The 22,174-nt window shown below is 39.0% G+C and carries 12 protein-coding genes and 1 pseudogene; 4 read left to right on the top strand and 9 right to left on the bottom strand.

The window, feature by feature from the left end; all coding sequences use genetic code 11:
* The 5 genes and pseudogenes from RM529_RS11005 to RM529_RS10985 form a co-directional block, all read right to left on the bottom strand.
* A pseudogene (locus RM529_RS11005) lies at window positions 1-901 on the bottom strand (PKD domain-containing protein); the annotation flags it as partial.
* A 267-nt stretch (window positions 902-1,168) separates the two neighbouring features.
* Window positions 1,169-3,940 carry a carbohydrate binding domain-containing protein gene (locus RM529_RS11000; RefSeq protein WP_311484846.1) on the bottom strand — a complete coding sequence of 924 codons (2,772 nt, stop codon included), beginning with the start codon at window positions 3,938-3,940 and terminating at the stop codon, window positions 1,169-1,171.
* A 20-nt stretch (window positions 3,941-3,960) separates the two neighbouring features.
* A complete protein-coding gene (locus RM529_RS10995; protein ID WP_311484845.1) occupies window positions 3,961-5,442 on the bottom strand; it encodes a RagB/SusD family nutrient uptake outer membrane protein in 1,482 nt (493 codons plus the stop codon).
* 10 nt (window positions 5,443-5,452) lie between these two features.
* The gene (locus RM529_RS10990) at window positions 5,453-8,485 is read right to left on the bottom strand and encodes a SusC/RagA family TonB-linked outer membrane protein (RefSeq protein WP_311484844.1); all 3,033 of its coding nucleotides are present in this window, start codon (window positions 8,483-8,485) and stop codon (window positions 5,453-5,455) included.
* Between the two features lie 242 nt (window positions 8,486-8,727).
* Window positions 8,728-11,508 carry a helix-turn-helix and ligand-binding sensor domain-containing protein gene (locus tag RM529_RS10985; protein ID WP_311484843.1) on the bottom strand — a complete coding sequence of 927 codons (2,781 nt, stop codon included), beginning with the start codon at window positions 11,506-11,508 and terminating at the stop codon, window positions 8,728-8,730.
* 285 nt (window positions 11,509-11,793) lie between these two features.
* Here RM529_RS10985 and RM529_RS10980 point away from each other — a divergent pair, with 285 nt between their 5' ends.
* Window positions 11,794-15,402: a bifunctional metallophosphoesterase/BamA family protein gene (locus RM529_RS10980; protein WP_311484842.1), complete on the top strand. Its 3,609-nt coding sequence runs from the start codon at window positions 11,794-11,796 to the stop codon at window positions 15,400-15,402.
* Between the two features lie 46 nt (window positions 15,403-15,448).
* A complete protein-coding gene (locus RM529_RS10975) occupies window positions 15,449-16,813 on the top strand; it encodes an FAD-containing oxidoreductase (protein ID WP_311484841.1) in 1,365 nt (454 codons plus the stop codon).
* Window positions 16,814-16,832: 19 nt separating this feature from the next.
* Here RM529_RS10975 and RM529_RS10970 read toward each other — a convergent pair whose 3' ends face one another.
* From RM529_RS10970 to RM529_RS10955, 4 genes are all read right to left on the bottom strand, one after another.
* Window positions 16,833-17,501: a haloacid dehalogenase type II gene (locus RM529_RS10970; protein WP_311484840.1), complete on the bottom strand. Its 669-nt coding sequence runs from the start codon at window positions 17,499-17,501 to the stop codon at window positions 16,833-16,835.
* 76 nt (window positions 17,502-17,577) lie between these two features.
* Complete coding sequence (locus RM529_RS10965; protein WP_311484839.1) at window positions 17,578-18,120, bottom strand: lipid-binding SYLF domain-containing protein; 543 nt, start codon at window positions 18,118-18,120, stop codon at window positions 17,578-17,580.
* 285 nt (window positions 18,121-18,405) lie between these two features.
* Window positions 18,406-18,987: a lipid-binding SYLF domain-containing protein gene (locus RM529_RS10960; RefSeq protein ID WP_311484838.1), complete on the bottom strand. Its 582-nt coding sequence runs from the start codon at window positions 18,985-18,987 to the stop codon at window positions 18,406-18,408.
* Window positions 18,988-19,262: 275 nt separating this feature from the next.
* On the bottom strand, window positions 19,263-20,486 hold the full coding sequence (locus RM529_RS10955; RefSeq protein WP_311484837.1) for a cation:proton antiporter: 1,224 nt from the start codon (window positions 20,484-20,486) through the stop codon (window positions 19,263-19,265).
* A gap of 189 nt (window positions 20,487-20,675) precedes the next feature.
* On the opposite strand from RM529_RS10955, the gene RM529_RS10950 reads away from it, so the two are divergent.
* Together RM529_RS10950 and RM529_RS10945 are read left to right on the top strand one after the other, a co-directional pair.
* Window positions 20,676-21,827 carry a helix-turn-helix domain-containing protein gene (locus RM529_RS10950; protein ID WP_311484836.1) on the top strand — a complete coding sequence of 384 codons (1,152 nt, stop codon included), beginning with the start codon at window positions 20,676-20,678 and terminating at the stop codon, window positions 21,825-21,827.
* A gap of 126 nt (window positions 21,828-21,953) precedes the next feature.
* On the top strand, window positions 21,954-22,174 hold a 221-nt coding region (locus RM529_RS10945; protein ID WP_311484835.1), incomplete at its 3' end, for a carboxypeptidase-like regulatory domain-containing protein.

The raw sequence follows: 22,174 nt of genomic DNA, 5'->3' as shown, positions 1-22,174 counted from the left end.
TGGTAAATTTAAGATACCATGCCAGGGCAGGATCATTACCCGGAATAGCTCTAACTTCCATTGCATTTTCACTTATAGACAATACCTCATAGGTGCTGGTTCCAATATAATAGCTCATAAAACCACCTCCTCCAAAGTTAAGAGAGGTTCCCGTAGAACGCCCTATACCTGAGGTAGCCGCAGAAAGTGAAACATTTTTTTCTCCACTGGTATCAAGCGGTAAACACTGATCATCCGGACCTCCGCCTCCGAAATCGGCATTATAGGAAGCATTAAAAAAAGTAGCATCCATATTATTCAATTCATAAATAATATTTTCTCCATTCAGACTAAAAACGAGTTCGTCATTATAAAAACAAGTGTTTGCAAGTTTATCGAATGGTGGGGCTGCATAATAGGAAGGCATATCACCGTCTACAGGTCCTACTCCAAGATGTGCTTGCTGAGCGGCAGCCACATACCAGGTTTTTGTATCTCCACCGGTGAGTAATTGTTTGGTTTCAGGATCATCAAAACTACTAAATACTGTAACCTCTGTAGACATGCTGGAAATGGCACCGCCGGCCCCAGATGCAATTATGGTGACATTATAATCATTCACTCCATTTCCACTAAAAGAATGGGTCACAGCTCCGGTACTTGAAACATCTTCGAATCCATCACCATAAATAAATTTATATGTAATTGCACCTTCTGCATTGGCAGTAAACTGAACTTCGCCGCTTCCATCACCATCAGGCATATCTTGAGTAGCCCCAACTATTTCATGGTCGATACTAAGATTAGACGGATTGGTAATGTTCCCCATATCATAATCATCATCAACACAACTGAAGACAGCTAAGACAAGGATTGCTAAAATGGAAAATTTCATTCCATTGATTAATTTTATATTTTTCATCTCTTCTATTTTTCTATTTCTTCATTCTATCGTCTTCAAGTCAATTATCTGCTTTAGCAGGCAACTTAAGCGCCCACTTTTTAATTTCATTTAATTAGAGCTCAAGGCGATATTATTAAAATAAACCACATTATCCTGTGTCCTACCCTGAAAACCGGGAAATGTGACTAATTGATCAATAACTTCAATTACTAACACTATGCTATTAATAAAAAAGTTTAGCAGATAAATCTCTGCTGTCAACCAATAATTGTTTAGTGTGGTACATTAATTACTCAAAGTAACGTTATCGATATAAACCACCCCATTACAGGTGGTTGCTCCACCGCATACAACCTCAATTAACAAGGACACTCCACCAGAAACAGTACCAGCAGTTGTAAAGGTATATGTGTTGGTGTTCCAACTACCTGGTGCTACATCTATTGTTCCAAGATTATGAAGTACAGCCGCCTCTCCCTCTACAGCACTTTCTGAAAATGCAAGAACATTCACTACAGCTCCATCAACAAGAGACTCTACTTTGGAATCGAGCTGAATTTGGTATTCTGTATTTGGTGAAATTGTTCCTGCACCAAACCTTTCTTGCTTTATACCAGGATTATTAAATTGTCCACTGGTAATTTTGGCAGAGTAGGTACCACCATTACTTTCAGCATCGGAAACTGAAACCGAACCTCCATTGGTGGTTGTAGCATCAAAAAATACCCAGCCAGTACTATCTCCTGTTTCAAAATCACCATTGACGATTGACGAAGCTCCTCCACCATCGCCACCGTCTCCATCAGAATCGCCATCACCTCCAGATCCATCATCTCCATCAGAACCCCCATCACCTTCAGAACCATTGTCACTGTTTTTATAGAAATACAGATTGTCTATGTAAAACGTTCCTCCATTGTCTGGCTGAACATCAAATTTGATCTGAAAAATATCACTTAGATCAAGATCCTGATCTGAAAATTCAGATAAAGGAATTTCAATACTAGTCCAGGTATTTGGAGTTACGTTCAGGTTTACGGATTTCTCTCCTGAAGCCTGACTTATTAGGAAAAATGGTATAGAAGTATAGTCCCCAGACCAAACATCTATATGAACAGTCGTGAATGAAGTAGCATCAATAGCCTCACCAAAATCGATTCCCTGATAATTAGCATTAGCATATTTAATCACCTCATTAGCTTCGAAGCTTACCATTTCATAAGTAGTTTCCTGTCCCCAGCCTGGAGAATAATTGACTCCGGCTGGATTAGCGTAAGCATCGCTAAAAATTGATATTACATCTGCCTCTGCAGCAGTAGGAGCAGGAGCTGCCGCTGTAGGTTCAGCACTACCACCATCACCGCCGTTATCCCCACCATTCGAGCCATCTCCATCGGTAACTCTCATGATATCATCGATATAATACGTACCATTAAGGTTACCTTCATAATCGAAGAATACGGAGATGGAATTATATTGGCCGGTAGGTACAAATGCTTCCCCAACTCCCTGGGAACCGTCTATATAACTTTTAGTAGCATCTGTTGCAAAATTGAAAGTAAGGGTTTCCCATCCACTTCCGGTATGCTCAGCGCGAACTTCATTGGAACGCTCCCCATTAACACCAGTTTCAAATTTAAATAATACAGTAAAGGCTTCTTCAGAATATAATTTTACACTCATCATCTTATCTTCTGTAGACAGATCTATAGCCTCATCTAAAAAGAGCGTAATTCCCTCATATTGTCCACCGTTTTTGGTGAATGATCCAACGTTGCTGTCAGAATCATTTGTTCCGGATACAAAAGGATTGGCTACCACTTCAAAAGCACCCTCAAAACCAACAACCATGTCTTCACTATAAGTATCAAATGAATCAAAAGTTACTGGCAGGTTAAAAGGATCTGTATCAGTATCTGTATCACCATCGGCTTGCGTTATATCATCCAAATAGAAAGTACCTGCAGTAGTTCCAGGTCCATCTACAAAAATTGTCATTCCGGCATATTGCCCTTCCGGCACAAAAGCGGCTCCTCCTTCATCACTACTATCAATATAACTGGTTAAAGCGTCGTTTGCGAAATCAAAAGTCACTTCTTCCCAACCTGAACCAGAATGGTTTGCGCCCACTTCGTTATCTCTTTCTCCATTTACGCCACCTTCAAACTTTAGCAAGACCGGTACGGCAACTTCAGAATATAATTTTAATGTGATAGTTTTGTTATCTCCACTAAAGTCTACCGGTTCATCCAGTTCAAATGTCATTCCTTCAAACGCTGCGCCAGAATTGGTAAGTGCACCTACCATTGTTTCTTCTGAATTTATTCCTGATAATTGAGGATTATCCACTATTTCAAAATTGACCCCATTAAAGGTTTCAAAAACATAATTTACTGCAGGATCATCAAAAGTGATTGGTAACTGCAATACACCTGAACCTTCAGAAACAGTAACTTCTTCAGAATATTCTACGGTCGCAGCACCTCCTCCACGAGCTACCACTCTAACGGTATAATCTCCCGCTTGAGCATACTCATGGTTTGCAGATTCGCCGTCCATTATCGTAGTAGGCTCTTCATCTTCGGCATCTCCAAAGTAAATATCGTAAACGGTAGCATCTACTGCGGTTGGAGTTACAATAATCTCCAATGGATTTGTTGTTGACTTCTCAATATTAACATCCAGTTCAGAAGGTCCCCCAAAAGAGATATTCACTACTCTTACCAACTCACTGGTTAGACCTGTAAGGCCCACTGCCACAACCCTTAAGTTAAATTCTCCTTCGGTGTAGGTATGGCTAATAGTTTCGCCCGGAGCTACAGTAACAGATTCTTCATTTTCGGCATCGCCAAAATATATTCTGAATTCTGTTGCACCTTCTGCCGTTGGAGTCACACTCACTGTTCCTTCTTCATCATTGGAAATATCAAATGCTGCATTCACATCTGTGGGAGCAGAAACATCCTGCAGGACATAGGATGTATCGTCATCCTTATCGCAGGACGTGAATACATTAAATGCCAGGAATAATACCAGTAATTTTTTAATATGCTTCATTTCTAATTATTTTAATTTTATTAATATCCAGGATTTTGTTCCCAGTTTCCCTGAGAAAATTCTATCTCTTCCAGTGGTATTGGAAAAAGTTCATTTTTATTAGGTGTAAAGCCTTCAATAGCATTAGCTGCTCTTCCGGTTCTTACCAAATCAAAGAATCTATGACCTTCACCTACAAGTTCGAGCCTTCTGTCTTCATAAATAGCATCAGTTAAAGAGGCTCCTGTTGCGTTCACTGGTTCCAAACCAGCTCTTCCACGTACCATGTTAAGATAATTTTGGGCAAGCTGATCGTTGATCCCTCCTCGATTTAAAGCTTCAGCAGCCATCAACAATACATCGGCATATCTAATGGCCCGGTAATTATTAGGTTGCGTTAAATTCGCATCTCCTACGTTATTATTCTGTCTTGGAAGGTATTTTCTGTTATAATAACCGGTATGTTTATAACCTTCCACGTATGTCGCACCGGTCTCCGCCGCCCATGCTTCTATATCCAGAACAGAATAGTCTCTTCGAATATCGTTTTCCTCAAAAAGATTATATACTTCTTCTACCGGGAGGTTAAAACTAAAACCGGGTTCAAAGACAGGGCCTGTATAGTTTCTGATTCCCTGAAAACCTACCGCTACATTCCCTTCACTACACTGCAAACATTCAAAACCAGCACCTTCTTCCCCGGTATACTGAATTTCGAAAACAGACTCGGCGCTGTTTTCCCCAACCTGTTCAAAAAGATTGGTATAATCTTCGTCTGCCTGCGTTCCATACAAGTGATATTGTCCACTTTCAATTACATCCTCTAAAACATCAGCTGCCTGCTGAAAATTATCCTGATATAAATAAACTTTCCCTAATAGAGCCTGGGCTGAGCCTTTGGTTGCACGCCCAATTTGGGGAGCGGTATAATCCATATTATCAATAGCAAATTGAAGGTCAGATTCTATCTGAGCATATACTTCACTTACCGGAGAGCGAGGTACGGAAGTTTCATCGCCAAGCTGAAAACGCTGATCTCCACTTAGAGGGATGGGACCAAACCATTTAACCAACTCAAAATTGAAGTAAGCTCTTAGAAATCTTGTTTCAGCAATAATTCTGTCTTTTCCTTCAAAATCTGTTTTATCCCTAAATTCAAGGATATAATTTGCCCTCTGTACACCGGCAAAATTCCAGTCCCATACATCATCTATGTTATCGTTTACCGGAGTATGGTTCATTTCATCTACCTGCTGAAAGCCAATAACATCTGTTGCGCTTTCTCCTCCACTTACAGTATTATCTGAAGCAATTTCTCCCAGCAACACATTTACATAAGTAGATTGAAGCGGATCGTATGCACCAATGAGCGCATCGATATAATCCTGTTCAGAATTAAAATAATTTTCTGAATCTATGGTATATTCTTCTGTTTCCTCAAGATATTCATCACTACAGCCCATAAGTGATGTCATGGAAAGTAGGATAATAACTATTTTGAAATTTTGTTTATTTAATTTCATAATTTCTTTTTTATAAAGTAAGGTTTACTCCAAATGAGAATATTCTTGGAACAGGATAAAATCCGTAATCAATTCCGCCACCAATAGGTTCTCCCGTTGTGGCTGAAGGATCAAAACCTTTATATTTTGTAAAAGTGTATAAGTTATTTACGGAGGCATAAATCCTCAATCTGTCTATCTTAATTCTCTCTAAAAGATCATCTGGAAGTGAGTAACCTAACTGAACATTTTGAATTCTGGCATACGAAGCATCCTCTACATAAAATTCAGAAAGAACATTATTTGATGTTGCCCCTGTAGTTAATCGGGGTACTTCGTTACTGGTTCCCGGGCCTCTCCATCTCTCAAGATAGTAGGCAGGCCTGTTTACATTGGGTTGATTCCTTTCATAGTTTCTCACCATATCATTACCTAAAGAAGCATAGGCATATGCTGAAAAATCAAAGTTCTTATAATTCATGCTAAAATTCAAGCCCATGGTTACATCAGCAATAGGATCACCAATATCAGTTCTATCATCGGTATTAATTACTCCGTCATTATTGATATCAACATATTTAATATCTCCTGCCTGTGCTTCTGCACCTAGAGCCATCTGGCTTGGAGCCGCATCTGCTTCAGCTTGTGTTTGAAATAATCCGTCTGTTTTATAGCCATAAAAATAACCAATGGAATGCCCCTCTTCAAACCTGGATGGTTGAGGCTGTCCTACCCCAAAGGCTCCTCCCGCAATAAATTCTGCTCCATTCACCTCGGTTACCTCGTTATCTATATATGTTACGTTATAACCAACGTTAAAGTTGAAGTCATTGCCAATATTTTCTGAATATTTTATAGAAAACTCAACACCCTGGTTTACCGTTGTTCCTGCATTTACGGTTGGAGAAGATCCTCCAGGTGCACCTGTTCCAAAAATTCCCGAAACCGGAATAAAAGGAATTAGAAGGTCTCTTCTTTCTTCTCTAAAGATATCTGTGGTAATATCAATTTTATTATTTAACATTCTAAGATCCACCCCAAGATTCATCTTTTCTGCCTCTTCCCATTTAGCAGATGGGTTTGGCAATCCACCCAGAGCCCGGCCATTTATGAGTTGTCCATCCAAAACATAGGTTGCTTCTCCATCCAACAAAGCTCTATAGAACTGGTTTTGCCCTACTTCATCGTTACCCAGAATACCGTAACTTCCTCTTAATTTCAGGAAGGATAACAGATCAGAATCTTCCAAAAAGCTTTCTTCTGAAATGATCCAACCAGCGGTCACCGATGGAAAATAATCTGTTCTATTTTCCGGACTAAACCTTGTTGAGGAATCTCGTCTCAGCATTCCGGACACCAGGTATTTCCCCTGGAAATCATACTGAACCCTTCCAAAAAATGACAGTTTTCTTATATCATAAACATAGGAATCATTACTCTTTTCTGTACTTGTTCCCGTTGTTAAGCTAATATCTGCAAATTCCCATGAGTTATTTGGAACATCATATCCTGTGGCATACAAGCCATCTCCCCAGTTTCTAATAACGGTCATACCACCAGTTAAGGTAATATGATGTGCATCGTTAAAGGTATTTTCGTATTTTCCGAAAAGGTCAAACGTATAGTTATTATCGTTTATCCTGTTTTGATTTACGGTGCTACGAGTTACATTAAAGACTTTTCCAGGGCCAAAATCTGCAATAGGAGAAAAAATCTTTTCATCACTTTTTCCAAAATTGTATCCTATCCTTGAAGTGAAAACCAGTTCATCTATTGGTGAAAAATTTAATCCAAATGTTCCGTTGAACTTATCTAGATTATATTCGTTATAGGTATTCTCAATTTGTGACAATGGATTAATGATCTCATTCCCTAAGAATCCGGTTTGATCTTCCTGGTCTATATCGAAAGTAGGAGCAATATTCAGCGCATTAAAAAGCACAGAACCCAATCCGTTCTCATTGATACTATTTCTATCAATATTGGTATAAATAGTATTAAAATCAATATCAAAAGCATCGCTAATTTCGACTCCCAGGCTTACTTTTGCAGTACTTCTCTTATACTGAGTCTTTTCCGGAGCAATAATTCCTTCCTGTCTTAAGTGCGAACCTCCAACCGAATAGGTTACTTTCTCAGTCCCACCAGACAAACCTAAGTTGTGACTAATAATTGGAGAGGTTTGAAAAACAGCATCCTGAAAATCTGTCCCGTCTCCCAATTCACTTACATCAGGAAATATTAAATCCTGACCTCCGTTGGCATAACTTTCATTAAGAAGCAAAGCATATTCAGTAGCATTTAAAAGGGGGACTTGCCTGGAAGTCTCCTGAACACCATAATAGGTATCGTAACTTACTGTAGGAGCCATATTCAGCTCACCAGTCTTGGTGGTTACTAAAATAACACCGTTTGCACCGGCAACACCATAAATAGCGGCCTGGGCATCCTTAAGTATCGTCATTGACTCAACATCTGACGGATTCAAATTGCTAAGCGACTGTACATCGGTTTGATAACCATCAATAATTACCAAAGGGCCGTTCTCTGTATTAGAGGCAATTCCCCGAATATTTATGTTAAGAGAGGCTCCCGGCGCACCGGAAGTTTGTGTTACTACCACTCCAGATGTAGTTCCCTGTAAAGCCTGTGTGGTCTGTATTGGCTGCAATCCCCTGATTGCTTCATCTGATACTACCGAAACAGAACCGGTAATGTCCTTTCTTTGTTGCGTACCATAACCTATTACAACCACCTCTTCCAGCGATTCAGAATCAGTCTGTAAGGTGACATTAATGATTTGTTGATCGTTTATTGTAATTTCCCGGGTTTCAAAACCTACATAGCTATACTGAAGAACATCTCCAAGGGAAATATTCTCAACGGTATAGTTTCCATCAAAATCGGTAGTGGTACCGCGTGATTCTCCCTTTACTATTACATTAACTCCTAGTAAAGGCATGTTGTTTTCATCAGATACCAATCCGCTAACCGAAAACGATTGCGCATAGGCCCCAAAAAACCCGCTTAGAAATACGATCAAAAGACAGGTAAATTTCTTCATGTGATTTGTTATTAAAATTGTTCTCTCAAATATATTAACAAATTCTTATGAGAGTAGTAAAGTGACCTTTACAAAAAATCTACATGGTGAGTATTTAGCAATTTTTGACGTGGTATAATGCGGAAATTGCAATAAGAACAGCCCTTTATAGGGAATAACGAACTTTCCGCATATTCCGCTATTAACCAAGAATTTAAATTTTTGTAGAGGTAATGTAGAGTTACTAATGCGTTATGTAAAGGTCATAAGGCAAGAATATAATCGGTCAGATTTGTTTCATGATCTAAATCCATCTTTTTTCGCAAACGATATCGTTTAATCTCCACACTCTTTACTGAAATATTTAGAAGGGGAGCGATTTCTTTTGATGACAAATTTAATCTTAGATAAGCGCAAAGTTTTAAATCGTTGGAAGTAAGTTCCGGATGTTTTGCCTTAATCTTTTTGAAGAAATCCTTATCTGCGTTACTAAATGCTTTTTTAAAGAATTTCCAGTTATCTTCTTCACTTATATCCTTATCTATTGTCCTGATGACCGACTTTACTTTAGCCGATTCAGATTTCTGTAACTGTTTTTTGATGCTGGAAAGAAACTCATTTTTTTTGATAAGACTCATTGTCGAAACTGCAAGTTCCCTGTTCTTATTTACCATATCCTGCTCCAATCGTTCATTCTCCAGCTTGATTATTTTTTGCTGTGCTTCCAGATTCTTCATCCTTAGTGCTTTTTCATTCTCTTCGATAAACTTCTGATGTCTTCGCTTATAGAAAATATGAACCAGGTAAAGCAAGATTAACAAAATCAAAAAATAGAGTATAATAGCAGTGTAACTCCAATACCAGGGGCGAGCAATATCAAAACTATAGGTAAGTGGATCAGCAATTCTAGCCCCTACCCTTGCCCTTACTTCAAAAGTGTAATTCCCAAAGGAAAGATTTTTAAATCCTGCATGGGCAGCCTCATCCCATTCACTCCACATGTTACTTTGGCCCAAAAGCCTGTAGCTATATACCGGAGTGAGAAATTTCTTGAAGACAGGAACACTAAAGTAAAAATTAATATTATTGGTTTTATAATCAAAAGGACTGCTACCATCCATGGCAACCAATTGAGCAGCCTCATCTAGCGCAGACATAGAGATCTGATCCATGCGCACCTCATAATCGTGTATAGCACTTTCTACTTTATTAAATTTAACATAGCCGTCGGAAATACCCAGGATGTACTCTGTATCCTTAAGTCTGGTGACGTTCTCGTAACCTGAAGTTATATTGCGAAACCCTTTAGACAGGTAGACCTCATTAAGTTCGTATTTGCCACTTAAGCTGGCAAGACTTACGTTAAATATGGAGTTCTTGGCGAACCCCCAAATTTTACCATTTTCGTCATTAATTATTCTTCCGGATATCCTCTCTGTATCCTCCAACACCTTAGCAAGTGTACTATTTGGAAGAAAATCGTCTGCTCCCCCGGTATATTGGAGAATACGATTTTGGGAAGAATAGTAAAGCGTATCATTGAACTTAAAAATACTTGACGTTATTCCTGTGGATTCATCAATTACATAATTTTGACTGTTCACAATGCTATCCAGCGCATCACTTATTGTCAATTTAAACACACCTTTATGTTCATTACTAATCCAGACATCACCGTCATCGTCCATTTCAATAAACTTTGAAGAATGAGGAAAATTATCCAGCATAGGTAAGTCTTCAATTCCGCCAGGTGTATCTCTTAAGAAACTGATGCCATTATAATGTCCCTGGATAAAATATCCCGGTTTATTTTCAATTTCCTTTACAAGCCATGTTCCAAGCCGTTCTGATATCCTTTCAGCTTTATTTCCGCTTATAAGAAATGTTCCGTTGTTATGTCCGCAAAAAAGATAGTCATCTTCCATTTGCAAACTCCACACCTGCCCGTTAGTACCTTCTATAAAAGTAAATTCGGTGTCTCCGGGAGTCTTGTAATAAAGTCCCTGATTTGTTCCCAGGTAGAGATAATCGTCATTCTGAAAGGAACAGTAAACCGATCCTATTTTTCCTGTATTATCCTGAAATAGACGAAAAGTGGAATCCAGGTTCAAAACACTTATCCCATTATCCAGACCCGCCCAAACGTTTTGCGCATCATCGAGGTAGAGATCAAGTGCGGTATTATTGAGAAGTACGTTTTCCTGATCAAAATGACTCAGAATCTCACCATCTTCTGACACATGATAAATGCCCTCGCCCACAGTTCCCAGCACCATACTATCATCGGAAAGTTTTAACGCTGAAAGTAATCCCGCATTTTTGATCTTAGTACTTAAATCTTTCAACACCCTTTCAAGTTCCTGACCATTCCAACTATAGAAATTTCCCATAGCCGTTACCAGTTCCAAATTCCCATCCCGTGGGAAAATCTGCATAATTTCAATTTCTCCCAGCGCAGAATACGGAATTACCTGCTCTGGTAGTCCTTTTTCAATAGTGTAAATACCTGCCTGTGCCTTCTGAAAGAAAATTTTATCTGCTACTTTAAAAAGATTCGTTACTGGTTGACCGGCATCATTTGGTAAAATGGTAATATTGTCTGCCCCGGGACTGTGAAGATAAATTCCACGGAAGCTGCGAAAAATAACTACACCATCGCTGTATTCAATATCCCAAAACTGTTCCCCGTCCTGGATATCTTCCGTAAATCGCTCTACCAGGCTGGTATATTCCAGCACACCCAAATCATTTTTTTCCCAGTACCCCACTTCCATGTAAGCGCCGGTATAGACCCTCTCGCCAATTACCTTAAGAGATCGTACAATCGTTTTGTTAGGCACCGGGTAAAGGTTCCATTTCTCCCCGGTAAACTGCAGTAACCCTGCACCATTTGCAAAATATAGATTTTTGGCATCATCCTGGCCAATCATCCAGTTTTGATTCTCGGCTCCATAATCGTTAGGACCGTAATTAATTACCGGAGGTAACTCCTGGGAAAGGAGCGCATCGGATAGGAGAAACAAAAGAAAAAATAGTGACCGCAACAGGGATTGTTTTGAGCTAAAATAGGTCATAATCTACTAAGACGCAAAAGGATAATTTGGACTAATAATGAAAAAATAATATTTTACATTTATAGAGAAAATCATTCCGGCTATAAAAAGAAGATGATTTATAAACAGGATATCATAAAATAATGGCTAAAAAACCGGTCGCTTCTGCCTCTTCATAAATGTTATAAAGCGTTAAAATTTCTTATTCTATATAATTTTTTGTCAATTTTGGAAGTTTGTTAAACTGGCTCCAGGCCCTACTTAAAAGTCGACTATATGTTTATTGAATTAAAAAGTCCGTTTTCTGGCTCCCTAAAGAACCAGGTTACGGTACTAATTACCCTTCTTACCCTGAATTTAACTTTTGCACAGCAAGACGAAATTCCTGAAGGAAAGGAAATTTCCCACTCAATTTATTTTACCGCAAATACGGGGCTTAACGAGAACTCTGCGGCCCAAAGCATCTTCAGCCAGATTGTACAAGCTTCTCAACAGGATCAGGATGCCAGTCTTGTTCTGCTCGGAAACATTACAGAAAATGGTTATCCAGAAGATGAGGACAAAAGAAAAGCTACAGAAGAAGATTTAAGGCAAAAGTTGTTACAACCCCTGAAGAATTTTAATGGAAACGTAATTCTTAATCCCGGCGTAAATGAATGGCGCAAAGGAGGCGGACAGGAAAACCTGGACGATATGGAATCCTTTCTTCAGGATAACAGCGATGCCGAATTCTGGCCAAATGATGGTTGCCCCCGGGAACCGGAGACTTTAAGCGACGAAGTGGAACTTATAATGGTGGATTCTCAGTGGTTTCTGGAAGACTGGGATGATCATCCCTACATCAACAACAAATGTGAACTCAAAACAAGAGATCAGTTCTTTATAAAATTTAAGGATGATCTTAAGGATGAACAGAATAAAACCATTATTGTAGCAGTACACCATCCCGTAATGTCCAACACAAGACGTGGATTTTTTCAAAAAATGGGAGGTTTCTCCAGGCAATCCTATTATAACAGTGCGATGGAGGAACTACGGGGTCGACTGGAGACACTTGCCAGCCAGTTTGACGATGTAATATTTGTATCAGGAAACGATCGGAACATGCAATATCTGGAGGATGATGGTATCCCTCAAATTATAAGTGGCGCAGCAGCAAATACTGAAAAAGCCAAGATCCATGAGGACGATCACTTTGCTTCAGATAAAAACGGTTATACAAAACTGACAGTCTTTAAAGATAGGAGTTCAATTGTGAGGTTTTACGAAGCTACCCCTGCAGGTCCAAAGCTACTCTTCAGCAAATTTATTAAAAGAGAACGTACAAGGCTTGATGAAGTAAGTTATCCCGACAGGGAAAGCTTTGGTGAAACTTATAAAGCTTCTGTGTATACCCAGGAAGAAACAGATAAAAGCGGATTTTACACCTTGCTATGGGGAGAACATTACCGGGATATTTACAGTCGTGACATAGAAGTTCCCGTGCTTTTCCTAAGTGATCTGCCGGGAAACCCCGTACCAATTTCAGAAGGAGGTGGAAACCAATCCAGATCCCTAAGAATAATTGATGAAGATGAACATGAATATACTTTACGCGAAATAAGAAAAAGTGCAACCCGGTTTATCCAGCAGAAAATTAAAACCCACTACGTACAGGACCGTATAGATAATACGCTGGCAGAAAGAATTGTTCAGGATTATTATACCACATCCCATCCTTATGCTCCATTTGCCATAAACGACCTCTCTGCGGCTGTGGACATCTACCATGCAAACCCTAGGCTCGTTTATCTCCCTAAACAGGAGGAACTGGGGATATTTAACGATGGTTATGGCAATAAACTTTATATGCTGGAGGAGCATGTTGGGGATGAAAATAAAGAATTTGAAACTTTTGGTTCGCCAGATGATATTATAAGCACGGCAGATCTTCTTCTGGAACTTAGGGAAAGTAAAAATTCTTATGTCAATGAGAGTTCTTATATAAAAGCACGGCTTTTTGATATGTTGATCGGGGATTGGGACCGGCATGAAGACCAGTGGAGATGGGCACAGTTTGAGCAGCAAGACGGGAGGCTAATGTACAAACCCATTGCCAGGGACCGGGATCAGGCTTTTTCAAAGTACGACGGGCCAATAATAGATCTTTTGCAAATGGGAGTTCCTGTATTGCGAGCCATGCAAACTTTTTCTGGCGAAAAACTGAAAAATGTAAAATGGTTTAACGTTGCGGCTTATCCCCTGGACAAAACTTTTATAAAAACCGCTACCTGGGAAGACTGGGAAGAGCAGGTGGAGTTTATTCAGAACGAACTTTCCGATGAAAAAATCGATGCGGCTTTTGAAGCGCTTCCGGAAGATACAAAAGATGAAAGCATAGAGCGGATAAAAGAGGATCTTAAGGAGCGCCGGGAAAACCTGCTTGCTATCGCCAGGGATTATTATAACTACTTACTGGAGTTTGAGGTTATTACAGGAACTGAAGAAGATGACAAATTCCTTATTACCAGAAAAGAAAACGGACGAACAGAGATTATTATTGAAAACGATGAAAATATCGTTTTTGAAAACACCTATAATTCTGAAATGACCGATGAAATATGGATTTATGGATTAGATGGGGATGACGAATTTAAGATTGAAGGAGAAGGAGATAAACTTATTAAACTGAAGGTTATTGGTGGCGAGGAAAACGACATCTATAACTTCAGTAATACCAGGAGAGCGAAATTGTATGACTACAAAAGCAAAAAAAATACAATTGAAACACCGGGTGCCAACCAATGGCTAATAGACAGTTATGATATTAACAATTACAATCCCCAAAAAAGCAGGAATACTACAAATGTATTATTCCCCAGCATTGGCTTTGATCCCGATGCAGGTTTTAAAGTTGGATTGGCAGATACCTTTACCACCTATGGTCTTGCACGTAATCCTTTTACCACACAGCACAATATAAGCGCCTTCTACTATTTTGCAACTTCCGGTTTTGAGGTAAATTATACGGGGGAATTCGCACACATTTTCTACAATTGGAATTTTGGCATTGATGCCAGGTACACGAGCCCCAATTACACCCTTAATTACTTTGGAAGAGGTAATGAGACCACCTACAACGAAGATGCCGTGAGTATGGATTATAACCGCGTACGTATAAGGCAATGGAGCCTTGCTCCTTCCTTGATCTGGCGAAATGAAACCGGTGCAAGATTCCATTTTAAACCAATGGTCGAGTCCCTGGAGGTTGAAGCAAATGACACAGAATATATAGGACAGGTTTTTGATGAAGAGAACGATCTTTTTGAAAGCCAGTTGTACGCCGGTGCAGAGATTGCTTTTCAATATAAAAATAAACCTCAGCAATTGGCTTTTCCAAGGCGCGGGATGCAGTTTGATATTTCTACGGGATACAAAAGAAATATAGATGGAAATGACAACGAATTTGCTTACCTGAAGCCATCAATTTCTGTTGTTTACCCCTTACATGAGAGCGGCCTTGTGGTTATAGCCACCAAGATTGGCAGTGAATTTATATTTGGAGAGGATTATGAATTCTACCACGGCGCCACCCTTGGCGGAAATCAGAGTTTACGCGGCTATAGAAATGAACGTTTTAATGGAAAGTCTGCTTTTTACCAAAGTACAGATCTAAGAGCAGGACTTGTGAGGATGGAAACAGGTTTTGTACCATTAAGGGCAGGGATAAGCCTGGGATATGATTATGGACGCGTTTGGCTGGAAGATGAAAATTCTGAAAAGTGGCACAATAACTACGGCGGTTCTATCTGGATTAATGCTTTTAGCACCATCACTGGGAATGTGGGCTACTATACAAGTGAAGAAGACAACCGGATAATGTTTACACTTGGCTTTAACTTTTAATTCGATTAACCAGGGACATTAACAGGTCCTTCTTAAAAATACTCTTATGAAGTTTGATGCGATAATTATTGGGACAGGACAGGCGGGAACTCCACTTGCTGCAAGTCTTGCGAAAAATGGGCAAAAGGTGGCGATCATCGAAAAAGGGGATTTTGGAGGCACGTGTGTAAATACCGGTTGCACTCCCACCAAGGCTTATGTGGCAAGTGCCAGACGAGTTTTTGTAACCAAAAATAGCCAGGAGCATGGTGTTACTATAGCCGGTGAGATAAAAGTCAACCTGCGTGCGATTAAAAGAAGGAAAGACAAACTGGTTGAAAAATCCAGCGAGGGGATTAGGAAAATGCTGAAGGATAATGAGCAAATTCAGGTCTTTAAGGGGGAAGCAAAATTTAAGGATGATCATACGGTTACAGTAAATAACGAAACGCTACAGGCAGAAAAGATCTTTATTAATACCGGTTCAAGGCCAAATATTCCGTCACCGTTCAAAAACCTCAATTATCATACTAATGAAACGATGTTGGAGCTGGAAGAGATCCCCGAGCACCTTGTTATAATAGGAGGCGGCTATGTGGGATTGGAATTTGCCCAAATGTTCCGGCGTTTTGGAAGCAAGGTGAGTATCTTGGATCGTGGGGAACGCCTTATGAAACAGGAAGATGAAGATATTTCTGAAGCAATTTTTCAGATTTTGGAAGATGAGGATATTCAGGTTTATCTTAATTCAGAAAACATAGCTGGAGCCCAGAGCAAAAAGACTATTGAATTCAGTTTTAACGTACATGGTGCGGAAAAAAAAATTGAAGGCTCCCATCTTCTTCTTGCCACAGGCCGGGTGCCAAATACGGCAAATATCGGCCTGGAGAACACCGGTGTACACCTGGATAAAAAAGGCTATATAAAAGTAAATAACGAGTTACAAACTTCTGTTCCACATATTTACGCTCTTGGTGATTGCAATGGCGAAGGAGCGTTTACTCATACTTCTTATAACGACTTTGAAATAGTTGACTCAAATTTACTTCAGCATAAAAAAAGAAGTTTATCAGATCGTTTCCCTTGCTATGCTGCATTTATTGATCCCCCACTTGCAAGGGTTGGAATGAACGAGGCAGAAATAAAGGAGAAGGGAATTAAGGCAAAGCTGGCTTCCCGACCAATGACTAAAGTGGCTCGGGCACAGGAAATGGGTGAAACCAGCGGAATGATGAAAATTTATATTGAAGCCGACACTGATAAAATCCTGGGTGCAACCTTCCTTGGAACAGGGGCTGATGAAGTTATACATGCTATAATTGATGCGATGTATGCAGGAACGCCATATACCACCATTAGAGATGCGGTACATATCCATCCCACGGTAAGTGAATTGATCCCAACGATGCTGGAATCACCAGAAGATCTTTAGAAAAACTGAAGGTTTCATTTTATTTAACCAGCTTCTCTGCCAGGTCCAGCATATCTTCTGCTTCTAAATCTGGCTTTTCGGAAAGGGAGTACAAACTTTTGCCTTTTCTCCTGATGAATGCCGCTTTTAGTCCGCTGCTTTTTGCGCCGGCGATGTCCCAGCCATGGGCTGCTACAAGCATTGCTCTCTCTGCCGGTACTTTTTCTTTTTTAAGAACGTGATCATAGGCTTCCCTGTGCGGCTTGTATTTTTTCACTACTTCCACGCTAATGATGTCCACAAAATAGGTATCGATATTTGCAAATTTCAGTTGCTCTCTTAGCACAGATGGTTTACCGTTGCTTAGAGCGATCATCCGGAAATTTTCATTCCGGAGCTTCTGCAGTGCATCCACTACTTCCGGATGAGGAGGCAATTCTTTAATCTGACTCAGTATTTTCCTGATTTCTTCTTCAGAATAAGAAAGATTCATTTTCCCGGTCAACATTTTAAATGTAGCCACTCCTACTTCAGTAAAATCATGATATTTATGCGTTATAGTTTCCACCAGGGAATACTGAAGCAGCATCGGAAACCATAGCTCAAATGCCAGATCGTTTTGAAGCGCCTCATTTACAGTATTCTTTAGAGGGTTTAGATCCAGTAATGTTTCATTAACATCGAAAATAAGCAAATTTGGCTTTTCCATAATTTCTTAGTTTAAGTATAAAAAAAGCCGGCTTATAAAAACCGGCTTTAATATTCTTTCCTATATGTTAAGGATATTATCTATCTCTGTATTCAAACTTCTGTCCTCCAACAGAAATTCCTGCCATTGCACCGGCTTTAGGCATAATTACTACGCCAACACCATCCTGAAAATCTACAGATTCAGACCTTCCTTCTTCAAGTATAACAGCAGATGCACTTGCAGTTAATTCATAATCTCCGCTCTTAAAGTCTTCTAAAGCAGACTCTGACTGGAAGAAAAGAACTTCGGTATATGCTTTTCCACCTATTTGGAACCCGACATCCAATTGTTTCATTTCGGTAAAGCCTTCAACAGTTCCGTTTTCATAAAGAACACCGTTACCAGAAGCTCCTCCAAGGATATAAGCACCTTTTCCTACATTAGGAAAAATCGCATATCCTGCAGAATTCTGGAATAATTCGCTCATGTTGCTACTAGCTGCAGCAACGTTTTCCTGGGCTTTCTCCGCATCCGAAATTAAATTGTCCGGACTCGTACTCATAGAGCCACAACTCGCTAACCCCAATAGAAGTACTGCAAATAGGGGTATGTAGAATTTACTTGTAATAGATCTCATAAAATATAACTTTTTTTGGTTTCATTCAAATGTATAAATCGTGGCCCACGCACCTTGTTAAGCATTTGTTATTTCACGAAAGATTGGCTGAAACTGAGGGAAATTATAAAACTTTTTAGAAATATTTCTTACAGGCAGCTACATAAAAAGCAGTCCCATTGCCTTGAATGAGTTATTTTTTACTTTTTCCTTTAAGACCGAAATTGCTTTTCAGAACACGAAGATGATGGTGCTAAAAAATCAGCACAAGGTTTCTCACGATTTAACAACAGCCTTCTGTGGCCCCTATTTATCCCTGTAGTTGAATTTTTGCCCACCTATAGAAATTTCGAGCATCGCACCTGCCTTGGGCATCGTCACTATGGCCCTGCCGTCATTAAAAGTCACACTCTTCGCTTTCCCTTCTTCCAGAATTACTGCAGAAGCGTTTCCTGAAAAACTATATTCCCCGCTTTTGAATTTCTCAAGTTCTTCCTGTGTTTGGAAGAGGATTACCTGGCGATAAGCCTGTCCGCCTATCTGGAGACCCACATCCATTTGCCTGAGTTCGGCAAAACCCTGTACTTCACCATTCTCATAAAGCACTCCATTCCCGGCAGCACCGCCAAGAATATAAGCTCCGGCCCCTACATTAGGGAAGATCACATAACCCGCAGCAGTGTCAAAAAGATCATCTAAATCCTGGCTGTTTTGAATAAAAGCAGATTTTGCAGCTTCGGAATCCCTTTTTAGCTCTTCTTTTTTCTCCTGATCTACAATTTTTTCGCTATCCTGATTATTCACGGTTTGCGCCCTGAGTTCTCCTGTAAAAAGGATGAACCCCGACATTATTAAAATCCCTGTAAAAATTTTTATCCTTTTCATCATGTATTTGATTTCCAGTTTACTACTTAAAGATAAAACCTTCGAAACTGAATAACTGTTAACCACTTGTTATTTAACTGTAACCTATTAAATTAAAGTTCATACCCCACTAAAATTTCTTTAATAAATATCGTTGAACCAGATTGTACTTTATCCTATAGGTATTTTAAAAAAATTGCATAAACATTCGCTGCCTTAAAATTACAGCACTATCTCTTAACCTCAATCAAAAACTCCAGGAGAATATTTTCCCGTAAAGTTTTTTCTTGCGCAGAAAATTAATTTTTAGAATTATACTTATGGTAAAGTTTCCCTAATGGAAGACTTGTTAAGCCGTGTACTACTGTGGACGCAAAGACTACCAAACCCGGGATGATCCAGGCTTCATCAAAAGAGGTCTTTTCTATTGAAAGAATGGAGTAGTAAAGTGCGGCAACTCCTATAGGACCAAACCATCCCAACAGCAGGACATCAGAGTTTTTTCTCTCTAACTGCGGAAGAAAAGGTTTTAGAAGGAACATACCGGGAATCCTTCGGAAGAAAAGGACTAAAAAAACGAGTAAGACCCCGCTCCATCCTAGTGAAATCCACTCCTCTAACGGTAATACCAGTCCAAAAACAAAGAAAACAGGAATTAAGGTAATTCTTTCCATAGACTCCTGTACCTCTTCCTCCTGGATATCTTCATTTCCTGAGATTGACCTGGCATAACCCAGACCGCCGATAAAAACAGCAAGTATCCCATTCATCCCAAGCAAATTGAACCCGGTAAGCAAAGCAAAAGCCAATCCTAAGGAAAAAGGCAATACAGCTTTAGTGGTCATTATCTTTTTGCCATGTGCCTTGTGCATCATTTTACCGGCAAGAATACCTGTGAAATAGGCGATAACTCCACAGAGCACAGTCTCATAGAGAAGCGTTTCCGAAAGCCAGGTGGTTACAGGAAAAGAGGAATTAGTAAAAAGGAAGATGGAAAAGAAAACAATAGGAAAGGCAAGACCATCATTTATACCAGACTCAAAAGAAATCGTTTCCCGAATGGAGGCTGGCAAATATTTCTCCGCCTTATCCCCAGAAACAATGCTGGAAGCCAGCACAGGATCTGTAGGAGTAATGATAGCCCCTAAAAGAAGACACTCTGAAATAGAAAAATCGGAAAAAATCAGATATAAGATTCCAGAGCTAAAAAGCCACATAAAGACCATCCCAAAAAGCACAACATTTACCTGTGTTTTAAAATTCTTATAGAAAAAATTTTTTGGTATTCGTAAAGCGGTGGCCATTAAGGCCATTGCAATAGTAAATTCACAGGTTATCCTCAGGATCGTAAGCTTCTCGGGTACATCTGCAGGTATTATATCCAGAAAATACGGTCCAATCAGCACCCCAGTAATCATTGCGATCAAAGGTTCTGTTAAGAATATTTCCTGCATCTTTTTATAGACCAGCCCAAGAGAAAGTGTAAGAATGCTAACAATAAAAATAATCAGCATTAAATCCATATCCAGCTATTTTTTAAATCCTGATTATTGAAGTTAAGGAAATAGATTTATTCTCTCCGGAAATTGTAATAAAATCCAATTATTGTAAAACATCCTTAACGAGAACTAAACTGTACCTAACTATAAAAAACCTGCGATTGTATAACCAGCATTTAAAAACTACTTTTGGTTACTCAAACCTTTATCGAGATGAGAGAAGTTGATCTAGTAACCATCGCAGGGATAATCTCCACATTTATAGCGTTACTCTTAGCAATTTTTATTTTTTCTGTTGAGTCAAACAATAAAATCAGCAATAAGCTTTTTGCTTCTTTTCTGGTATTAAATGCTTTGGAATTTTCCAGTTGGTTTATGCATCTTCTTTTCGATACGCCTAATAATTTGACAAATAACCTGCTGATAGCAAAAGATTTACTGGCTTATCTACCAATGCCTGTATTTTATTTATACGTATTATCTGTTTGTTATTCAGATTTTAAATTAAAATGGAAACATCTATGGCATGCGTTACCCTATCTAGTCGCTAATTTAGTTATGATCCCCAGGGTTTATTTGAGCAACACAGCTCAAAAATTAGAACTGCTTGTGGAGTACAATAGTCTATACGAAATCATCTTTTTGCATATTTCGCTTCACCTACAAGCTATTATTTATTTAACTGCCGGATTTATAGTTTTAGGCAATGCCAGGAAAATATTCCTGGAAAATTATTCAAGTAATACAATAGCAACCTATAAATGGTTATTCCAGCTTTTATTCTTCACATCACTTCTCTATGCTGTAGCATTAATAAAGAACATTTTAAAGTATTATGGAGAAGATGATGTTTTTAATACCGCTCAGACTATAGTTGTCTTGTTTGTTTTAGGTATCGTATGCTGGTATGTTTTAAAAGCCCTACGATATCCTAATCTTTTTAGCGGGGTAGATTCTAAAATAGCCTTGGCCCATAATTTAGCTGATAACGATGAAAGCGGGATTAATAAAATTTACGATAACGAAATTCAGCAATTAATATATTATATGGAGACAGAAAAACCATATTTCAACCCGTCTTTATCTATTAGAAATTTAGCTGACCAGATGGAAATGAATTCCAGGGAGCTATCCATTTTAATTAATCAAAAGTTAAATCAGCATTTTTTTGATTTTATAAATGAATATCGCATTAAAGAAGCAATGAAAATATTAGCCAATCCGGCTAAAGAGCAAGAAACTGTGTTGGAGATTTTATATGAAGTAGGATTTAATTCTAAATCGTCCTTTAATACTGCTTTCAAGAAACACACGGGAAAAACACCTACCGAATTTAGAAGAATTCGCTTAAAATCAGTCAGTTAACATAAAGTCGAACGTTTGTAAACAAAGTCAAACTCATTTATAGCCAATAAATGAGTTCGACTTTAGGTTTTCGGTCGGGTAGTATAAATTGATAGCTCATTTTTGTTTCATCAAATAAAATATAAGATGAAAACTCAAATGAAAACACTTGCATTCCTATTGTTAGCGCTAACTCCAGGTATTTTCTACGCACAAACAATAAAAGGAAGAGTCATGGATGAAACAGATGTAATTCCATTTGTCAATGTATCCGTTGCCAACAATAATAACCAAATGATCACCGGAACTACCACCGACGAAAATGGCTTATTTTCTATTAAGGTAAAACCCGGAACTTATAATATAAG

It is taken from the genome of Autumnicola edwardsiae (assembly GCF_031846505.1).
Taxonomy (GTDB): Bacteria; Bacteroidota; Bacteroidia; order Flavobacteriales; family Flavobacteriaceae; genus Autumnicola; species Autumnicola edwardsiae.
The sequence above is the reverse complement of the archived record's forward strand: the minus strand, read 5'-3'. Positions and strand labels throughout refer to the sequence as shown.